The organism is Pseudomonas sp. AGC41 (genome assembly GCF_057334555.1).
Window position 1 is genome coordinate 46481 of the sequence record NZ_JBHFJB010000087.1, and the last position, 17309, is coordinate 63789.

The following is a 17309-nucleotide window of genomic DNA, read 5'->3' on the forward strand; positions in this document are numbered from 1 at the left end:
CCCCCACGGATTCATCCATGCCTTGAGTGAGCGGTAGCCCCTGTGGGAGCGGTGCAAATCCAAAGTTTTAAGTGACCACCAGATCAGAGCGAGATTGGATGTGAGCAAGAGAGCCTATAACTTCTGTGCCGGCCCGGCGGCGCTTCCTGAAGCGGTCCTGAAGCGCGCCCAGGGTGAACTTCTCGACTGGCATGGCAAGGGCCTGTCCGTCATGGAAATGAGCCATCGCAGCGATGAGTTCGTGTCCATCGCGACCAAGGCCGAGCAGGACCTGCGTGATCTGCTGAACATCCCGTCCAACTACAAAGTGCTGTTCCTGCAGGGCGGCGCCAGCCAGCAGTTCGCGCAGATTCCATTGAACCTGTTGCCGGAAAGTGGCAAGGCCGACTACATCGACACCGGTATCTGGTCGCAGAAAGCCATCGAAGAGGCGTCGCGCTACGGCCACGTCAACGTTGCCGCCACCGCCAAGCCTTACGATTATTTCGCGATTCCCGGCCAGAACGAGTGGAACCTGTCCAAGGACGCGGCCTATGTGCACTACGCGCCGAACGAAACCATCGGTGGCCTGAAATTCAACTGGATCCCGGAAACCGGTGACGTGCCGCTGGTGGCCGACATGTCTTCGGACATCCTCTCGCGTCCTGTGGATATCTCCCGTTTTGGCATGATCTACGCCGGCGCCCAGAAAAACATCGGCCCGAGCGGCATCCTGGTCGCGATCATCCGCGAAGACCTGCTCGGTCGCGCCCGTTCCCTGTGCCCGACCATGCTCAATTACAAGGTCGCGGCCGATAATGGCTCGATGTACAACACCCCGCCGACTTTGGCCTGGTACCTGTCCGGCCTGGTGTTCGAGTGGCTGAAAGAGCAGGGCGGTGTCGAAGCCATCGGCAAGCTCAACGAAGTGAAGCAGCGCACGCTGTATGACTTCATCGACGCCAGCGGCCTCTACAGCAACCCGATCAACAAATCCGACCGCTCGTGGATGAACGTGCCGTTCCGCCTGGCCGATGATCGTCTCGACAAGCCGTTCCTGGCCGGCGCCGATGAGCGTGGCCTGCTTAATCTCAAGGGCCACCGTTCGGTCGGCGGCATGCGCGCCTCCATCTACAACGCCGTAGATATCAACGCCGTCAACGCGCTGATTGCCTACATGGCAGAGTTCGAGAAGGAACACGGCTGATGTCTGAGCAAGAACTCAAGGCGCTGCGCCTGCGCATCGATGCCCTGGACGAAAAAGTCCTGGAACTGATCAGCGAGCGTGCACGCTGCGCCCAGGAAGTCGCCCGGGTGAAAATGGCCTCCCTGGCTGAAGGCGAAGTACCGGTGTTCTACCGGCCGGAGCGCGAAGCCCAGGTGCTCAAGCGCGTCATGGAGCGCAACAAAGGCCCGCTGGGCAACGAGGAGATGGCGCGGCTGTTCCGCGAAATCATGTCCTCGTGCCTGGCCCTCGAACAGCCGCTGAAGGTTGCGTACCTGGGGCCGGAAGGCACCTTCACCCAGGCCGCCGCCATGAAGCATTTTGGTCACGCGGTGATCAGCAAACCGATGGCGGCTATCGACGAAGTCTTCCGCGAAGTGGCCGCCGGTGCGGTGAATTTCGGTGTGGTGCCGGTGGAAAACTCCACCGAAGGCGCGGTCAACCACACGCTGGACAGCTTCCTCGAACACGACATGGTGATCTGTGGCGAAGTCGAGCTGCGCATTCACCACCACCTGCTGGTGGGCGAGAGCACCAAGACTGACAGCATCAGCCGCATCTACTCCCACGCCCAGTCCCTGGCCCAGTGCCGCAAATGGCTGGACGCGCATTACCCGAATGTCGAGCGCGTGGCGGTGTCGAGCAACGCCGAGGCGGCCAAGCGGGTCAAGGGCGAGTGGAACTCGGCGGCCATCGCCGGGGATATGGCGGCAAGCCTCTACGGGTTGACGCGCCTGGCCGAGAAAATCGAAGACCGTCCGGACAACTCCACCCGGTTCCTGATGATCGGCAGCCAGGAAGTCCCACCGACCGGCGACGACAAGACCTCGATCATCGTTTCCATGAGCAACAAGCCGGGCGCGCTGCACGAATTGCTGGTGCCGTTCCATGACAACGGGATCGACCTGACGCGGATCGAGACCCGTCCGTCGCGCAGCGGTAAATGGACCTATGTGTTCTTCATCGATTTTGTCGGCCACCACCGCGATCCGCTGGTCAAGGGTGTGCTGGAGAAAATCAGTCAGGAAGCAGTGGCACTCAAGGTGCTGGGTTCCTACCCCAAGGCAGTTCTTTAAGGGCGGATAGCAATGAGTGGCAACTTCCTCGCACTGGCGCAGCCAGGCGTGCAACAACTTTCGCCATACGTTCCAGGCAAGCCTGTGGACGAACTGGCTCGCGAGCTGGATCTGGATCCGGCCAGCATCGTCAAGTTGGCGAGCAACGAAAACCCGCTGGGCGCGAGCCCCAAGGCATTGGCGGCGATCCGCGACGAACTGGCCGAACTGACCCGCTACCCCGACGGTAATGGCTTTGCCTTGAAAAGCCTGCTGGCCGAGCGCTGCGGCGTCGAGCTGAGCCAGGTGACCCTGGGTAACGGCTCCAACGACATTCTCGAGCTGGTCGCCCGTGCCTATCTGGCGCCAGGCCTCAACGCCGTGTTCAGCGAGCATGCGTTTGCGGTCTATCCGATTGCCACCCAGGCCGTTGGTGCCGATGCCCATGTGGTTCCGGCCAAGGATTGGGGGCACGATCTGCCGGCCATGCTGGCCGCCATCGACGCCAGCACCCGCGTGGTCTTCATCGCCAACCCGAACAATCCGACCGGCACCTGGTTCGATGCCCAGGCCCTGGACGACTTCCTGCAGGACGTGCCCGAGCACGTGCTGGTGGTGCTGGACGAGGCCTACATCGAATACGCCGAGGGCAGCGACCTGCCCGACGGCCTGGATTTCCTCGCCGCGTACCCGAACCTGCTGGTGTCGCGCACGTTCTCCAAGGCCTATGGCCTGGCGTCGCTGCGGGTCGGTTACGGCCTCTCCACCGCGGTGGTGGCCGATGTGCTGAACCGCGTGCGCCAACCGTTCAACGTCAACAGCTTCGCCCTGGCCGCCGCCTGCGCCGCCTTGCAGGACGAGGCCTACCTGGCCGAGAGCCGCCGCTTGAACGAGGCCGGTATGCAGCAGCTGGAAGCCGGCTTCCGTGAGCTGGGACTGGGTTGGATTCCTTCCAAGGGCAATTTCCTCTGTGTCGACGTGGGCTGTGTCGCGGCGCCGGTGTTTCAGGGCTTGCTGCGCGAAGGCGTGATCGTCCGTCCGGTGGCCAATTACGGCATGCCGAATCACCTGCGGGTCACCGTCGGCCTGCCGGCGGAAAACAGCCGTTTCCTGGAGGCGCTGAGCAAGGTCCTGGCTCGTGGTTGATGTCACCTCGCTGCAACCTGCGACACCTATGATCGGTCGCCTGGTGGTGGTCGGCCTGGGGTTGATTGGCGGTTCGTTCGCCAAGGGCCTGCGTGAAAGCGGGCTGTGCCGGGAAGTCGTCGGGGTCGACCTCGATCCGCAATCGCGCAGGCTCGCCGTCGAGCTGGGCGTGGTGGATCGCTGCGAGGATGACCTGCTGGTCGCCTGCCAAGGGGCTGACGTGATCCAGCTGGCGGTGCCGATCCTGGCCATGGAGAAATTGCTCGCCCGGTTGGCCGGCATGGACCTCGGGCAAGCGATTCTCACCGATGTCGGCAGCGCCAAGGGTAACGTGGTGCGGGCCGCGACCGAGGCGTTTGGCGGGATGCCGGCGCGCTTCGTGCCCGGTCATCCGATTGCCGGCTCCGAGCAGAGCGGTGTAGAGGCATCCAATGCCGAGCTGTTCCGTCGTCATAAGGTCATTCTGACGCCGCTGGACCAGACCGATCCCGCGGCATTGGCGGTGGTGGACCGTCTGTGGCGCGAGTTGGGGGCCGATGTCGAGCACATGCAGGTCGAGCGACACGACGAAGTATTGGCCGCCACCAGCCATTTGCCGCACCTGTTGGCGTTCGGTCTGGTGGATTCATTGGCCAAACGCAATGAAAATCTTGAGATCTTCCGTTACGCTGCCGGCGGTTTCCGCGATTTCACGAGAATCGCGGGGAGCGACCCGGTCATGTGGCACGACATCTTCCTCGCCAACCGCGAAGCTGTCCTGCGCACACTCGATACATTTCGCAGCGATCTCGACGCCTTGCGCGACGCGGTCGATGCAGGGGACGGGCACCAATTGCTGGGCGTTTTCACACGCGCCAGGGTGGCCCGCGAGCATTTCAGTAAAATCCTGGCCCGTCGGGCCTATGTGGACGCTATGAACTCCAACGATCTGATTTTCCTGGCACAACCTGGTGGCTCCCTGAGTGGGCGGATTCGTGTACCGGGCGATAAATCGATTTCCCACCGCTCGATCATGCTCGGCTCCCTGGCCGAAGGCGTGACCGAGGTGGAAGGTTTCCTCGAGGGCGAAGACGCCCTGGCAACGCTGCAAGCGTTCCGCGACATGGGCGTGGTCATCGAGGGGCCGCACCACGGCCGCGTGACTATCCATGGCGTTGGCCTGCACGGCCTGAAGCCCGCTCCGGGCCCGATCTACCTGGGCAACTCCGGCACGTCGATGCGCCTGTTGTCCGGCCTGCTGGCCGCCCAGGATTTCGACAGCACCCTGACCGGTGATGCCTCGCTGTCCAAGCGTCCGATGAACCGCGTCGCCAACCCGCTGCGGGAAATGGGCGCAGTGATCGAGACCGCGGCCGACGGTCGTCCACCGATGACCATTCGCGGCGGCAACAAACTCAAGGGCCTGACCTACACCATGCCGATGGCCAGTGCCCAGGTGAAATCCTGCCTGCTGCTGGCCGGCCTGTATGCCGAAGGCAAGACCACCGTCACCGAGCCGGCGCCGACCCGCGACCACACCGAGCGCATGCTGCGTGGCTTCGGTTATCCGGTCAGCGTTGACGGCGCCACCGCGTCTGTCGAATCGGGCAGCAAGCTGACCGCGACCCACATCGAAGTGCCGGGCGATATTTCCTCGTCGGCGTTCTTCCTCGTGGCCGCGTCGATCGCCGAAGGCTCCGACCTGGTACTCGAACACGTCGGCATCAACCCGACCCGTACCGGCGTGATCGACATCCTGCGCCTGATGGGCGCCGACATCACCCTGGAAAACCAGCGCGAAGTGGGCGGCGAGCCCGTTGCGGACTTGCACGTAAGAGCAGCTAAGCTTAAAGGCATTAAGATTCCCGAGGCGCTGGTTCCCCTGGCGATCGACGAGTTCCCGGTGTTGTTCGTGGCAGCTGCGTGCGCGGAAGGCCGCACAGTCCTGACCGGCGCCGAAGAGCTGCGGGTCAAGGAGTCGGATCGCATTCAGGTGATGGCCGACGGCCTGCTGGCCCTTGGTGTCAAATGCGAACCGACGCCGGACGGCATCATCATTGACGGCGGCCAGATTGGCGGTGGCGAAGTCCATGGGCATGGCGACCATCGCATCGCCATGGCCTTCAGTGTTGCGTCCCTGCGCGCCAGCGCGCCGATCCGCATCCATGACTGCGCCAACGTCGCCACGTCGTTCCCGAACTTCCTGGCGTTGTGCGCGCAGGTCGGTATTCGAGTAGCACAAGAGGCGCAGTCGTGAACATCAAGGCACCGGTCATCACCATCGATGGCCCAAGCGGCTCGGGCAAAGGCACCATCGCCGGCATGCTGGCCAAGCAATTGGGCTGGAATCTGCTTGATTCCGGTGCCCTCTATCGTTTGCTGGCCTTCGCCGCCAAGAACCATGGCGTCGACCTGACCAACGAAGAACTGCTCAAGGCCCTGGCCGCCCATCTGGACGTGCAGTTCATCGCCGCCACCGATGGCCAGTTGCAGCGCATCATCCTGGAAGGTGACGAAGTCAGCGACGTCATTCGCACCGAAAGCGTTGGCGCCGGGGCCTCCCAGGTCGCCGCGCTGCCAGCGGTGCGTGAAGCGCTGCTGCAGCGTCAACGGGCGTTCCAGGAGCCGCCGGGGCTGGTGGCCGATGGCCGCGACATGGGCACGGTGGTATTTCCGGATGCGCCGCTGAAGATATTCCTCACCGCCAGCGCGGAGGAGCGGGCTCGCCGCCGATATTTGCAGTTGAAGGGCAAAGGCGAGGATGTTAGTCTGTCGAGTCTGCTAGATGAGATCCGTGCACGCGACGAGCGTGATACCCAGCGCGCAGTAGCCCCGCTAAAGCCGGCGGCCGATGCGATTCAGCTGGATTCCACGGAGTTGTCCATTGATCAGGTGTTGCAACGCATCATGAGCGAGATCGCGCTTCGCGATATCGCCGGGTGACAGGAAGCTCCGCAGGGGACCAGTCATAGTCCTGCGGCGCTTCTTTTATATGAAACTAACCCACATCGTCTGGGGTGTGGAGATGGGCGTTTACTTCGCCCTAATCAACAGGAATTAAAATGAGCGAAAGCTTTGCGGAACTCTTTGAAGAAAGCTTGAAAACCCTGAACCTTCAGGCAGGCTCCATCATCACCGGCGTTATCGTTGATATCGATTACCAGGCTCGCTGGGTAACCGTTCACGCTGGTCTGAAGTCTGAAGCGCTGATCCCGCTTGAGCAGTTCTACAACGACGCTGGTGAACTGAACATCAACGTCGGTGACGAAGTTCACGTTGCGCTGGACTCGGTTGAAGATGGCTTCGGTGAAACCAAGCTGTCCCGTGAAAAAGCCAAGCGTGCTGAATGCTGGATCGTTCTGGAAGCGGCCTTCGCAGCTGAGGAAGTGGTCAAGGGCGTTATCAACGGTAAGGTTAAAGGCGGCTTCACTGTCGACGTTAACGGCATCCGTGCGTTCCTGCCAGGTTCCCTGGTTGACGTCCGTCCAGTGCGCGACACCACGCACCTGGAAGGCAAAGAGCTGGAATTCAAGGTCATCAAGCTGGACCAGAAGCGCAACAACGTTGTCGTTTCCCGTCGCAGTGTCCTGGAAGCCGAGAACTCCGCCGAGCGTGAAGCTCTGCTGGAATCGCTGCAGGAAGGCCAGCAGGTCAAGGGTATCGTCAAGAACCTCACCGATTACGGCGCATTCGTCGATCTGGGTGGCGTCGATGGCCTGCTGCACATCACCGACATGGCCTGGAAGCGTATCAAGCATCCTTCGGAAATCGTCAACGTTGGCGACGAGATCGATGTCAAGGTTCTGAAGTACGATCGCGAGCGCAATCGTGTTTCCCTGGGCCTCAAGCAACTGGGTGAAGATCCATGGGTCGCTATCAAAGCCCGTTACCCAGAAGGCACCCGCGTCACCGCTCGTGTTACCAACCTCACCGACTACGGCTGCTTCGCTGAGCTGGAAGAAGGCGTTGAAGGCCTGGTACACGTTTCCGAAATGGACTGGACCAACAAGAACATCCACCCTTCGAAAGTCGTACAAGTCGGCGACGAAGTGGAAGTCATGGTTCTGGACATCGACGAAGAGCGTCGTCGTATCTCCCTCGGCATCAAGCAGTGCAAGTCCAACCCATGGGAAGACTTCTCTGGCCAGTTCAACAAGGGCGATAAAATCTCCGGCACCATCAAGTCGATCACCGATTTCGGTATCTTCATTGGTCTGGACGGCGGCATCGACGGCCTGGTTCACCTGTCCGACATCTCCTGGAACGAAGTGGGCGAAGAAGCCGTACGCCGCTTCAAGAAGGGCGACGAGCTGGACACCGTTATCCTGTCGGTTGACCCAGAGCGCGAGCGCATCTCCCTGGGTATCAAGCAACTGGAAAGCGATCCGTTCTCCGAGTACGTTCAAGAGAACGACAAAGGCGCAATCGTTAAGGGCATCGTGAAAGAAGTTGACGCCAAAGGCGCCATCATCACCCTGGCCGACGATATCGAAGCGACTCTGAAAGCCTCCGAAATCAGCCGTGACCGCGTTGAAGACGCGCGCAACGTTCTGAAAGAAGGCGAAGAAGTAGAAGCCAAGATCATCAGCGTTGACCGCAAGAGCCGCGTAATCCAGCTCTCCATCAAGTCGAAAGACGATGCTGAAGAGAAAGAAGCAATCCAGAGCCTGCGCGAGAAGCCAGCTACTGATGCTCCTGGTCCTACCACTCTGGGCGACCTGCTGCGTGCACAGATGGAAAAGCAGAACTGAGTTCTGTCAGACCATGAAAAAGGGCGACTTCGGTCGCCCTTTTTTGTGGGTGCGATTTCGCCACAGTTAAGTGTAATGAGGCTGGACGCTACGATCTTTCGAGGCATAGCGAAACCAACCGACCCATCGTGCTGTCTCTTTTATGAAGTAAATCAAATATATCCTGGGAAGTGCTCTGTCGACCTGTCTAAGGATCTGAATGAACAAGCTCTTACTGGTCGCGATGGCTTTGATACTGGCGGGTTGTGCTACCAGCGCCAAGACCCACGCAATGCGCGGTGTAAGCGGCATCGAGATCGATTGCTCTGGGTTGGGCTCCGGATGGGAGAAGTGCGAGAAGCGGGCCGCCAAGGAGTGCAAGGGCGCGGGTTACAAGGTGATAACCCGATCTGACGACGCGAAAGACCAGGATCAATACCCCTTTGGCTTCAATCCGGCGGGTTACGTGACTCGTACCATGTTGGTCATGTGCCGCTGATAGGCGGATTCTCTTTGCTCCGCACGAAAAAGGGGCGTCTGCGGCGTGCAGAAGATATGTCAATAGCCGGGCTGTTCAAATTCATCCGGGCATGCTAAAACCTTCGAAGCGATTTTCCTAGCTGCTTGAAAAAGAAGGGAAAAACATGACGAAGTCGGAGTTGATCGAACGGATTGTCACCCATCAAGGGCTGCTCTCGTCCAAGGATGTGGAGCTGGCCATCAAGACCATGCTTGAACAAATGTCCCAATGCCTCGCGACCGGGGATAGGATTGAGATTCGCGGGTTTGGCAGCTTTTCTCTGCATTACCGCGCGCCGCGGGTAGGGCGGAATCCCAAGACGGGGCAGTCGGTTAGCCTGGATGGGAAGTTTGTTCCGCATTTCAAGCCGGGAAAGGAGTTAAGGGATCGGGTGAATGAGGAGGAGGACAGTCTTTGATGTTTCGTCCCGGTTAAGAGATTTGATTATGCTCAGTCATCGAAGTGGATTGCTCATTGCATTTTCCATGCTAATTATTTTAGCAGTTTTGTCTTTTATTTTAGAAAATCAACAGCCTGTTACCATTAGATATTTCAGCTGGGCTGCGCCCGAGTTGCCAGCGTCTATTTTAATGATAATTGCATTACTGCTCGGCATGGTCCTTGGTCCGTTCCTTGTGGCGACTCACTTGATGGGAACAGCAAACCGGAAAACGGATAGTCACGCTAAGATCAATGCGAAGTCATTGAATTAAGCCATTAGTAGAACGCTTATTAGCTACGGGAAACTACACAGTTTTAATACTATTTTTTTGGCTTAATTGATTAGTATGGAAAAGGTGAAATGTGCTGTGTCCTACTAGTTTTGAATTGCACGGAAGAGCAAATAACCGTTAGGTCTAAACTCGCTGCATTTTTTCTTTGGTATGACTTTTCGATAAAAATTGTTCATTGATCTCTGAAGCTATATACGAACGTTATGAAATATTAGCTGGATCGTACGAGAGCTTCGGCTAGTTCGGCAATAATGCCAGCTATAGTGATATGCTAAGATTCACGTGCAAGCCTAATATTGATGGTTTGCAGAAATATTAAAAAATCTAAAGGGCTGCCAGAAAGTGCGTAACTATTATAGTTCACCCTCTACCGACGAAACCATTGACTTGAGAATGCTCATAGCGTCGCTTTGGCGTGAACGGCTGATTATATGTGTCGTTGCCATAATTTCGACGCTTGTAGCCGCGCTATATGCTTTTCTAAGTGCCCCTATTTATGAGGCTAGAGGAACTGTACTGCCTCCTACGCAAAGCGATATTGCAAACTTTAACTATGGGCGGACGACGGAAGCGCAGCTTAATCCATTCTCAGTAAAAGATGTTTATGGCGTATTTTTAAGGAATTTGCAAGGTGAAAGCCTCCGACGGGATTTTTTTAATGAGGTTTACTTATCTTCGATATTGGGCGAAAATCGCAAAAAATCAGAAGAAAGTCTTTATCTTGATTTCTCTAATGCATTAATAGTTACTGTAGCAGGGAAGGATAATACAGATCGATATTCTGTAACGGCCAAAGCTGACACAGCTGACCAGGCAGCACAGCTTGTTAAAAAATATATAGAGCGCGCAAGTGAACTGGCCCAAAGAGAAATGATAAATAATATATCTAGTGAAGCGGGTGTTCTAGCACGTAATCTTCACCAACAGATTGTTTTATTTCGAGAGGTAGGTCAAAAAGAGAGGGAAGACTCGATAACCAAACTCCAAGAGGCGATGTTTGTAGCCGAATCAATCGGTTTGGTGAACCCTTCAATAAATAACGGGGAGTCTGACATGGAGCTTGCGGGGCGCTTGGATGAGCAGCCTTTATATATGCGAGGGACGAAGGCCCTAAAGGCAGAGATAGAAAACCTTAGTGCCCGTAAGTCCGATGATCCGTTTATTAACAGGCTTAGAACTCTTCAGGCTAGATCTAAATTCTACGCAGAACTTGGTTCCGAAATAAAAAATGTACAAGTTTTCAGAATGGATGGCGAAGTCAGTTCTCCTGATAGACCTATCCAGCCGAAAAAAATGGCTATATTGCTACTTGGTGGGTTATTTGGACTGATGTTTGGTGTGATTATTGCGCTTTTTCGAATTTTTATTAATAGTGACGAGCAAAAATTGGAAACGGCGGAATAGTTGATTCTAAGGGCGTGGTTGCGTTGAATGGCATATACTGAACATGACGCTCGATGTTACAGGGATACAATCTATAAGTTAATGCTTTTGTAAATGGTGCGGGGACGCGACTATGCTTTCTATAAAGTAATAAAAAGTCGACTGCGAACCATGATTAGCCATAAGCTACTGTCCGCTTTCGGTGCAACCATGGAGTTTCACAGAGATATACGTATCATATCCACCTAGAGATACGATTGGCTTTAATGAGTTACTTGGGATGGTAGTTATACTGAAGACTAATCTTCGCGGTCTAGAGCCAGCCCATTCAAGGTCTTTTGGCTTTAGCGGCCTTGAGCCCCATCCGGCGACACGTGAGAACCCGAGCAAGGCTGCCTTGGGGTGGTCAATGTTTCAATTTCACTGACCAGCACCGACTCCAGGCGCTGCGACATCCCTTCGATGCTCCTGCGACGGCGGTAAAAATCAGCGATCTGCTCAGCATTGATGAAGTCGGGCAAGTTGCTCCAGAACAACAGTGCGGTGTGGCCAGATTCGGTAGGGATTTGCAGAGTAGTTCCACACGCCGCCACTGGCGACAACCTTGGACTTCGATGATTTTCTTGCGCACGCTAGCTGCCGTGACCGCGACAGGCTTGTGCCAGTCGCTTTCCTTAAGCAGGCGTGGATGCTTGCACCGCTCGAGGATGATGAACGAAGCCCTGGCATCTTCGCAGGTCTCCATGACGGGAGCGTGCAGTAGAGTCGATCGAGGTTGTAGACCACAACGGAAAACCAGGCAGGGCAGCGCCCCGTTCACGGCGTAAAGCGCCCAGACGTTTTCCGCCGGAAGGCAGGTGGTTACCGTCAACAATCCATAGTTGCCAGCCAGGCAAAACGGCTGAGTGTCCCAACTCTTCCATCGTCGGAGCCAAGCGCTCTTCGCTGCTGGTGACCAGGGCGCGAAGCAGGGCAGGTCCTGTGCGGCTGACCTTTTCATACAGTGCCGCTAAGCTGAAAGGAAGGTACTCCATCTGCCGCGCAGCGGCATGCAGTGAGGGCCGCAAGCCCTCGTCATATTTAAGTAAAACTACATGATGTTGTGTCTGTTTAATTTTTAGTCGATTCAATAATATAGTTTGGCAATTGGCAGAAACTCCCAAAACGTTATTAATGTGTTTAACAAAGCTAATTGGCATAACGTTTTTCCCTCAATGGGGGATGGGTCTGTAAATAAATTGCGTACAAAGCTACAATGAAGCACGTAAAGTATGCTGTTGAAAACGCATGCGTAAGCGTGAGGATGGTGAAAGCAAATGCAGCACCTACAAAGCCCACGCGACGAAGCAGAAATGCGAATGGTAAAACAAATATCCAGCCGAAATTTGAGAGCAGGTAAATAAAAGAACTGTACCAATTAGTATAGCCGTCGGAGTTCAATACTTTCTCATTCAGTTCTGGCTGTACTAGGCCGTAACCGGATATAACTAACGATTCAAATATCGGAAAAAAACGAGCGTTAAGAGTGCCGCCATCAATGAAAATTTCAAAAAATCTGCTTATCCATGGTATATTTTTAAATAAAAATAGCAGAAAAACAAAAGCGGTAGAAAAGGTCATAAACAATAAAATTTTCGCTATTTTTGCTCTATAATCTTTTGTTACTGTATAAAAATATAGAGAGGCGAGGGACGAGGCGATGCCTAGGGACGAGGTCGATAGAATAGCGGATACAATAAATAAGGCGTGTTCTTTGATTTTTCTTGCTATCGGAAAATAGAGCAAGGCAGGAAGAATGTAAATGGCAAAATAGCTTGGCTCCTTGAAAACACCCCCAGTACGGAACCCTTGAGTTTGTAAGTCCACAAGAAAAAGAGTGTCGGTTTCATATACCCGTAAAAAAGGTAACTGAAGCGGGAAATTAATCCCCATGACATAGAAGATGAAACCCTGAATAATTAATGCCCATACGAATAACATTGATATGCCTAAATAACAGCGAAAGAAGATTTCATAAAACTGAGGTTTAAAGGATAAGAGAATACATGGGGCAATCAAATAAAACGAGGCCCTGAAAAAGCTAAGCGATATGACTCCGTTAAAATGTAAAACTATTAAGCTGGTGCTTATAACAAAAAATGTAAGGAATATTGACCAAAGAAAAAAAGGCGTAACTTGCAGCGCCAAAATACCTAATAGGACAGAGGTGATAACTAAAAAATCGCCTATGCTAATACTGCCCAAAAAAACATAGTTAGAAAAAACGGGCGATAGGAGAATAAATAGTGCAATAAATTTGTGTAACATTAATCACCGACCTGGTTGAAAATTTTAAAATATTCTCTTCATAAAGCTTTTTATTGTTGTGAAGAGCCATCTGGAGGCGGGGGTAACGCTTATTAGGTAGATGAGTCCGGACATGCGGCCACCTGATTCTCTATAGATATTAAGATATTTTTCTAGCGCAACTCTTTCGCCAACAAGTATTGCATTGTAAATTATTCCAAGTAGAAACCTTTTTCGGCCCTTGTTGCAAGCAGCGAAAACCTTCGGGTCCTGGCTATATTTGGATTCTACGATTTTTAAGGTTTCTAAAAAGTTGTCGGCGTATGAGAAAATTTTCTGCCCTATATTATTTGAATGTTTTCTATAGATAGAAAGGGTTTGGTCAAGCCGAACGATTTGACCTTTAGAGCTAATCTCGATAAACAAAAGCCAATCGCATGCGGTGGAAATTTTTTCGTTGAATCCATCCTCAGGCAATGCCCGTTTAGCCACCATCGGAACGGGGCCTGGAATTTGTGCACCGTAGTTAGAGATCATTTCGTAAAAATTTCGAACCAAATCTTTGCTTTGGTTTCCAGCTGTCTCTGTTACGATGCCGTCCTTCATAATATGGCAAGGATGATAACAAAAAACGAGCTCGGGATTCTGTAAAAAAGCTTGGACTTGAGTGCTTATTTTTGTTGGGTATATGACATCGTCACCCCCCATAAACGCAATCAAGTCACCCGAGCAGTTAGCAAGTGCGACATTAGAGTTCTTGACGATACCTTGATTGACAGGATTCAGAATTAGCTTTATTTTTTGCGGATACTTATTTTCAAGTTGTGTCAAGATTTCAGCTGTACCATCACTTGATCCGTCATCAGAGATAGTAATCTCGATATTTTTATAGTCCTGTTTGATACAAGACAACACAGCCTCCTCAATATAAGGGGCTTGGTTGTAGGAAATCATAAAAATGCTGACTTTGGGCTGAGTTTTAGTCATGTTGATGTCCCTGAAATTTAAATTGACTTTTGGTTCCGTAAGTATTTTCTAATAAAATAAGCTAGTACAACCCAATAGATCGCATAGTTAACTGCGTGTGCTACAGCCACACCTTGGAGCTCCCCAGTGCTTGTAAATAACCAAGTCAGTAACACAAAAGCACCCGAAAATAGTATCTCTGTAATCATAAACAGCTTAAGCATGGCCTTGCTTAGCATTAGATAGGCCAATATCCAGCTACCAATTTTTAATGTGTCTCCAATCATTTGCCAAGCAAATAAGTCGCGGGTGGGCGCGAAGTCATCAGTGAAAAGTAGCGCAATCAAAACGTCGCGTGACAAGTAAATGACGAGGCCGCACAATGCCGCTGTTGGAAGAATTATTTTATAGCCTTGAATGATTTCCTTTTTGATTTCAAGTGAATCTCTTAGCTCGGATAATCTAGGTAGATAGTAAACGCCAAGAGTAGTGGTTACGAGCAGTAGGTACGCCGTACTAAGACGCCAGATTGCCTCCCAGTAGCCGGCGGCTTCCCAGCCAAAGGTTTCGCCTAAATGGTTTCGAACTAGGATGTGGCTCACCGGTACGCAAGCGGCAGAGGTTAATGCCATTGCCGTGTACTTGCCTAGATTGATCACAGTTTCTTTGTCTAAGGCGCCAAACAAATAACTGATTTTGAACCATGGGGCCCGGCAGCATACGAGCAGGGTCGCGAAAAATGCTATCGACTGGTATGTGGCTAACGCGACCAATGCTCCATATAGACCAAACGCTATGGACAAAATAGAGGTAACTACAAGGGCAAATAGGCTACCAGCGCTATTGGCAACTACATAAAGAACTAGCTCTTTCTTACCGTTGAGGATCGCTAGTAACAGAGAGTTGAAAGTAAATAATGCCAGAGTTGCGGCAAACCAAAGAAATACTCCAGCGTAGCTAGCATCTTTGAGGAGCCACACTGCCAGCGGCCGGTTAAAAATAATAATCAGCAGCGCCGTTAGCAGCGAACCAATTAACGAGACGGTGCCCGCGGTGCCCCAGACAGTGCGCTGCTTGGGCTCCTCGGTAGAATACTCCGCCGTGTATCGAGTCACTCCGGTATTAATCGCTCCACTGGCGAATGTGATAACCATTTGCACTGCATTTTGGAATTGACCAATGGCAGCGTATCCAGCCGGACCAACATAAATAGCAAGTATTTTATTGATGCCGAGCAGTGTTAGCATTTTGATGACGACCGCAATGCCGTTTATTAGGCTGGTTTTAATAAGAGTCATAGCCAACCGCTACGCAATAAAGCTGTTGCAGGCGTCCACGACCTGAGCCGCCTCCGCAAACGTTAGAGTAGGGCCGATGGGTAAACTCAGCACTTGCTGATGTAATTTTTCTGTCAGCGGAAAGCTTAGGGCGTTCCATTCATGGTACGCCTGTTGTTCATGGGGAGGTATCGGGTAATGAATTAAAGTCTGTATACCGGCGCTTTCAAGGTGCTTTTGCAATGCTGCGCGATCTTGGCAGCAGACGACAAATAGATGCCAAACATGCGAGCTGAGAGCTACTACCTCAGCATCAAGCGAAAGGGGCAGGCCTATCGCTGGGTTTTTTATTCCATCCATATATATTTTAGCGATGAGGCGACGATGGGCCGTTTGGCTGTCCAAATACTTCAACTTTACATTTAGCATGGCCGCTTGAATTTCGTCCAATCGGCTATTTACGCCTTGATACAGATTTTTATATTTCTCATGTGAGCCATAATTTCGCAGCGCGCGCAACGTATGTGCTAGTTCGTCGTCGTTAGTAGTAATAGCTCCTGCGTCGCCTAGCGCACCGAGATTTTTACCCGGATAGAAGCTGAAGCCAGCAGCGTCCCCCCAATTACCAGCCCTCCGCCCTGTAAGACTAGCGCCATGAGCCTGCGCCGCGTCCTCTAGAACTAGTAAGTTATGCTCTCTGGCGATTTCAAGAAGCGCTGGCATCTGCGCTAGTTGTCCATATAAGTGAACCGGGAGTATAGCGCGGGTTTTGGGGGTGATTGCCAATCTGACTTTTTCGGGGCATAGATTAAAAGATCTTACGTCTGGTTCGACTAGCACAGGGACTAATTTATTTTCAGTGATAGCTAATATACTAGCGATATACGTGTTAGCTGCAACTATCACCTCATCACCATCGTCCAGCTTAGCTAACACCTTCCATGCTCGCAGCGTCAAAATCAGCGCATCTAAGCCATTCGCTACTCCTACGCAGTGTTTGGTGCCGCAGTACTTAGCAAATTCAGTTTCAAAACGGGTTAGTTCCGTGCCGCCAATATACCATCCCGAGTCAATTACTCTAGTGCAGGCTTCAATTAGCTCTGAGCGGAACTGAAAGTTAACTTCTTTAAGATCGAGAAAAGGCATCATTTTATATTTAACTCATAAAAATCATGAACGATAGGGCGAGCACCAAAGCCTTCTTTTTGAGCAATTAGTCCTGTATTTAGAATTCGGCCGGAATCTTCGTTTGATATCCCAAAGTCAAAGTATTGCTTCGTGCTATAAATATTGTTTATCAAAAAATCAATGACCAAATCGAGCGCGCCGATCTCTCTTCCTGTGCTACTGTTGGCTAAGTATTGGGTGTGGGCAATATCAGCATTTTCGTAGATGACCGCGCCCGCAATAACCTCGCCTGCTAGGCGTGCAATGTAAACTTTTATGTTGTCAGGGAATCTTGTTATTAATAAATTCATCTCTTCTTTTGTATGCACTGGAGTCGCATTATGCTGAGCGCACAGCACGTCTCGTAATAAACTCCAACACTCGTCAGAAGAATTCGACTGTTCTACCAATATGTTCGATTTTTTTGCCTTGTTGACGCTCCATTTTCGCCCTTTGCTATATTTAACGTCCTTCATTAGGGGTATTGTAGAACTAACGTCTCTGCGTATTAGCCGAGCATCATTCAAAAATAGAGCGTATTGGTCCTCCTCTGCGGGCATAGAGTGGTAGATGTGAGGAATGCACTTGTAGACAAGTTTTTTAAAAGAGGATTTTTTAAGGAAATCGATCAGCTCGGAAAAAATGCCCAGCATCACCTCTGTCCGCATCTTTTCGTCAATAAGAAAGCCGCCAAAGGTTAGCCCTTGGTGACTGTAGAGCGTCGTTCCTTTTGTGTTTGCAGGCAATAAAGCAATTAACTTGTCGTTTTCGTCATGAATCAGTAAGGAGTGGTCCTCGAAGCGATCTGCATGATATTCCATGTAGTCGCGATAAAACATGAAGTGTTTATTTTTGCATTTTT

Annotated in this window: 15 protein-coding genes and 1 pseudogene; 10 read left to right on the forward strand and 6 right to left on the reverse strand. The window is 52.4% G+C overall.

Annotated elements, in window-relative coordinates:
• Positions 1-100 precede the first annotated feature (100 nt).
• The 10 genes from serC to ACE04F_RS15920 all read left to right on the forward strand — a co-directional run bounded on the left by serC (position 101) and on the right by ACE04F_RS15920 (position 10772).
• Positions 101-1186: a 3-phosphoserine/phosphohydroxythreonine transaminase gene (gene serC / locus ACE04F_RS15875; RefSeq protein ID WP_486108108.1), complete on the forward strand. Its 1086-nt coding sequence runs from the start codon at positions 101-103 to the stop codon at positions 1184-1186.
• Positions 1186-2280 carry a prephenate dehydratase gene (gene pheA / locus ACE04F_RS15880; protein ID WP_486108110.1) on the forward strand — a complete coding sequence of 365 codons (1095 nt, stop codon included), beginning with the start codon at positions 1186-1188 and terminating at the stop codon, positions 2278-2280. The genes serC and pheA overlap by 1 nt, the downstream gene beginning before the upstream one ends.
• A 12-nt stretch (positions 2281-2292) precedes the next feature.
• Positions 2293-3405 carry a histidinol-phosphate transaminase gene (gene hisC / locus ACE04F_RS15885; protein WP_486108112.1) on the forward strand — a complete coding sequence of 371 codons (1113 nt, stop codon included), beginning with the start codon at positions 2293-2295 and terminating at the stop codon, positions 3403-3405.
• 28 nt (positions 3406-3433) lie between these two features.
• Positions 3434-5641, forward strand: coding sequence for a bifunctional prephenate dehydrogenase/3-phosphoshikimate 1-carboxyvinyltransferase (locus ACE04F_RS15890; protein WP_486108165.1), 2208 nt, complete (start codon positions 3434-3436; stop codon positions 5639-5641).
• The gene (gene cmk / locus ACE04F_RS15895; protein WP_434572729.1) at positions 5638-6327 is read left to right on the forward strand and encodes a (d)CMP kinase; all 690 of its coding nucleotides are present in this window, start codon (positions 5638-5640) and stop codon (positions 6325-6327) included. The genes ACE04F_RS15890 and cmk overlap by 4 nt, the downstream gene beginning before the upstream one ends.
• Before the next feature lie 119 nt (positions 6328-6446).
• The gene (gene rpsA, locus ACE04F_RS15900; protein WP_186704721.1) at positions 6447-8135 is read left to right on the forward strand and encodes a 30S ribosomal protein S1; all 1689 of its coding nucleotides are present in this window, start codon (positions 6447-6449) and stop codon (positions 8133-8135) included.
• Positions 8136-8334: 199 nt separating this feature from the next.
• Entirely contained in the window at positions 8335-8613 is a 279-nt protein-coding gene (locus ACE04F_RS15905; protein ID WP_486108114.1) for a hypothetical protein, read from the forward strand.
• Positions 8614-8758: 145 nt separating this feature from the next.
• Positions 8759-9052: an integration host factor subunit beta gene (ihfB, locus tag ACE04F_RS15910; RefSeq protein WP_486108116.1), complete on the forward strand. Its 294-nt coding sequence runs from the start codon at positions 8759-8761 to the stop codon at positions 9050-9052.
• 67 nt (positions 9053-9119) lie between these two features.
• On the forward strand, positions 9120-9347 hold the full coding sequence (locus ACE04F_RS15915) for a lipopolysaccharide assembly protein LapA domain-containing protein (protein WP_486108167.1): 228 nt from the start codon (positions 9120-9122) through the stop codon (positions 9345-9347).
• A gap of 363 nt (positions 9348-9710) precedes the next feature.
• Positions 9711-10772: an LPS O-antigen chain length determinant protein WzzB gene (locus ACE04F_RS15920; RefSeq protein ID WP_486108118.1), complete on the forward strand. Its 1062-nt coding sequence runs from the start codon at positions 9711-9713 to the stop codon at positions 10770-10772.
• Between the two features lie 354 nt (positions 10773-11126).
• On the opposite strand, the pseudogene ACE04F_RS15925 reads toward ACE04F_RS15920, so the two are convergent.
• The 6 genes and pseudogenes from ACE04F_RS15925 to ACE04F_RS15950 all read right to left on the reverse strand — a co-directional run.
• Positions 11127-11821, reverse strand: a pseudogene (locus ACE04F_RS15925) (transposase); the annotation flags it as partial.
• Between the two features lie 118 nt (positions 11822-11939).
• Positions 11940-12731, reverse strand: coding sequence for a hypothetical protein (locus ACE04F_RS15930; RefSeq protein ID WP_486108120.1), 792 nt, complete (start codon positions 12729-12731; stop codon positions 11940-11942).
• A gap of 351 nt (positions 12732-13082) precedes the next feature.
• Positions 13083-14024, reverse strand: coding sequence for a glycosyltransferase family 2 protein (locus tag ACE04F_RS15935; RefSeq protein ID WP_486108122.1), 942 nt, complete (start codon positions 14022-14024; stop codon positions 13083-13085).
• A gap of 17 nt (positions 14025-14041) precedes the next feature.
• On the reverse strand, positions 14042-15301 hold the full coding sequence (locus tag ACE04F_RS15940; RefSeq protein WP_486108124.1) for an O-antigen translocase: 1260 nt from the start codon (positions 15299-15301) through the stop codon (positions 14042-14044).
• A gap of 9 nt (positions 15302-15310) precedes the next feature.
• Positions 15311-16429: a DegT/DnrJ/EryC1/StrS family aminotransferase gene (locus ACE04F_RS15945; RefSeq protein ID WP_486108126.1), complete on the reverse strand. Its 1119-nt coding sequence runs from the start codon at positions 16427-16429 to the stop codon at positions 15311-15313.
• Positions 16426-17286, reverse strand: a complete 861-nt coding sequence (locus ACE04F_RS15950; RefSeq protein ID WP_486108128.1) for a GNAT family N-acetyltransferase — start codon at positions 17284-17286, stop codon at positions 16426-16428. The genes ACE04F_RS15945 and ACE04F_RS15950 overlap by 4 nt, the downstream gene beginning before the upstream one ends.
• Positions 17287-17309 lie beyond the last annotated feature (23 nt).

Bases quoted from the DNA above. Each gene is read 5' to 3' on its own strand.
- ACE04F_RS15950 (WP_486108128.1), bottom strand. From the start codon at position 17,286: ATGTTTTATCGCGACTACATGGAATATCATGCAGATCGCTTCGAGGAC.
- pheA (WP_486108110.1), top strand. From the start codon at position 1,186: ATGTCTGAGCAAGAACTCAAGGCGCTGCGCCTGCGCATCGATGCCCTG.
- ACE04F_RS15935 (WP_486108122.1), bottom strand. From the start codon at position 14,024: ATGACTAAAACTCAGCCCAAAGTCAGCATTTTTATGATTTCCTACAAC.
- ACE04F_RS15890 (WP_486108165.1), top strand. From the start codon at position 3,434: ATGATCGGTCGCCTGGTGGTGGTCGGCCTGGGGTTGATTGGCGGTTCG.
- ACE04F_RS15945 (WP_486108126.1), bottom strand. From the start codon at position 16,429: ATGATGCCTTTTCTCGATCTTAAAGAAGTTAACTTTCAGTTCCGCTCA.
- rpsA (WP_186704721.1), top strand. From the start codon at position 6,447: ATGAGCGAAAGCTTTGCGGAACTCTTTGAAGAAAGCTTGAAAACCCTG.
- ACE04F_RS15915 (WP_486108167.1), top strand. From the start codon at position 9,120: ATGCTAATTATTTTAGCAGTTTTGTCTTTTATTTTAGAAAATCAACAG.
- hisC (WP_486108112.1), top strand. From the start codon at position 2,293: ATGAGTGGCAACTTCCTCGCACTGGCGCAGCCAGGCGTGCAACAACTT.
- ihfB (WP_486108116.1), top strand. From the start codon at position 8,759: ATGACGAAGTCGGAGTTGATCGAACGGATTGTCACCCATCAAGGGCTG.
- ACE04F_RS15905 (WP_486108114.1), top strand. From the start codon at position 8,335: ATGAACAAGCTCTTACTGGTCGCGATGGCTTTGATACTGGCGGGTTGT.
- ACE04F_RS15940 (WP_486108124.1), bottom strand. From the start codon at position 15,301: ATGACTCTTATTAAAACCAGCCTAATAAACGGCATTGCGGTCGTCATC.
- ACE04F_RS15930 (WP_486108120.1), bottom strand. From the start codon at position 12,731: ATGTTATTCGTATGGGCATTAATTATTCAGGGTTTCATCTTCTATGTC.